This is a genomic window from Aquitalea sp. S1-19, assembly GCF_024343515.1.
In genome coordinates this window covers 1-1,793 of the sequence record NZ_RJTZ01000272.1, presented here as the reverse complement: position 1 = coordinate 1,793, position 1,793 = coordinate 1, and the positions used below count along the sequence as shown (strand labels likewise).

1 protein-coding gene and 1 pseudogene are annotated in these 1,793 nt (G+C 60.2%); one reads left to right on the top strand and one right to left on the bottom strand.

What is annotated here, in order from left to right; translation table 11 throughout:
• Positions 1–205 (bottom strand): annotated as a pseudogene (locus EGI20_RS18240) (oligopeptidase A); the annotation flags it as partial.
• A gap of 71 nt (positions 206–276) precedes the next feature.
• On the opposite strand from EGI20_RS18240, the gene EGI20_RS18235 reads away from it, so the two are divergent.
• Positions 277–1,793, top strand: a 1,517-nt coding sequence (locus EGI20_RS18235; RefSeq protein ID WP_498633106.1) for a GntT/GntP/DsdX family permease, incomplete at its 3' end; no start/stop codon positions are given.

Below are 1,793 nucleotides of genomic sequence, written 5' to 3'. Positions count from 1 at the left end.
TCCATGCGATCCCCAGCCGCTCGGTGGCATCGGTCAGCGGGCCTTCGACATTATCCCAGCTCGGGGACTCGCTATTGGCGGTCACAGCAGCGACGGCGGCACGCGCCTCGGTCAGCAGCTGGTCGATGGCGGGCGCGACATGCTCGGCGCGGATTTCATCGAAACGGGGCAGGCCAGAAAAATCGAGCAGCGGGTTGGTATTCATCGTTATGTCATCCTTGGTCGGGGCTCGCCTGTATGATAGGCAGCATCAAACGACAAGATGAGGACAGCCCGATGAATCACAACCTGCGTTCTTTTGATGGCATCACGCCAAATGTGGCCGCTTCGGCCTATATCGACCCGGCAGCCGTGGTCATCGGTGAGGTCACACTGGAAAAAGACAGCTCGGTATGGCCGTATGCGGTCATCCGTGGCGACGTCAACAGCATCACCATCGGTGAAGGCAGCAATGTGCAGGACTTCGCCATGTTGCATGTCTCCCACAAAAAAGAATCCGATCCGCTGGGCGCGCCGCTAGTCATCGGCAAACATGTGACCATCGGCCACCATGTGACGCTGCACGGCTGCACCATAGACGACGAAGTGCTGGTCGGCATCGGCTCGGGCATGCCGCTCACCTCGATTGCCGCCTCGTTCGAAAACGGGGTCGGTGGCACGCTGGGCTTTCTGGCGGCGATTATCGGTCTGGGGAGCATTCTGGGCAAAATGCTGGAAGAATCCGGCGGAGCCGAGCGCATCGCCAAGACCCTGCTGCAGACGCTGGGCAAGGATCGCGCTTCATGGGCGATGATGCTGGTCGGCTTCATCGCCGGCATTCCGGTCTTTTTCGAAGTGGGCTTTGTGCTGCTAATTCCGCTGATCTATGTCGTCGCTAAAGAAACTCGCCTCAATATGCTGTATCTGGGCGTGCCGCTGGCCATTTCGCTGATGGTGGTGCATTGCATGCTGCCACCCCACCCTGCCGCCATGGCAATTACCGGCATGCTGGGCGCCGATGTAGGCAAGGTCATCATGTACGGCCTGATCGTGGGCTTGCCGACTGCCATCATCGCCGGCCCGGTCTGGATCAATCTGGTATGCAAGCGTGAAGCACCTTCTACCCAGCAGGCTTTTCTGGAAGAGCGCTGTGACAGCAGCGAGCGCAAGGATCTGCCCGGCTTCGGCATCACCCTGTTCACCATCCTGCTGCCGCTATTGCTGATGGTAGGCAAAACGGTTGCCACCATGGGGCTGACGCAAGGCACCACCAGCTACGAAGTGGTTGCCTTTCTGGGTAACCCGCTGCCAGCGCTGGCGATTGCGGTGATGTTCGCCTATTGGTCGCTGGGGCTGCGTCGCGGCCTGAAGATGGCCGACCTGCTGGTGCTGACCGACAAATGCTTCCCGCCACTGGCCAGCATCTTGCTGATCATCGGTGCCGGCGGTGCCTTCAACGGCATCCTGATCGACAGCGGCGTGGGCAAGGTCCTGGCCGGAACGCTGGCACAACTGGACATGAACCCTATCGTACTGGCCTGGCTGATTGCAGGGCTGATGCACTTCGCCGTCGGCTCGGCCACCGTTGCCATGATCAGCGCGGCCGGCATGGTATTGCCTATGCTGGGCGATAACTCCGGCTACAGCCGTGAAATCATCGTGATTGCCATCGGCGCCGGCGCTATCGGCTGGACCCACGTCACCGACTCGGCATTCTGGGTGGTGAAGGAATATCTGGGTGTCTCGCTATCCGATGCACTGAAGAAATTTACCGGCGGTACCGTGCTGGCCTCCGTGGTCGCACTGGGACTGAC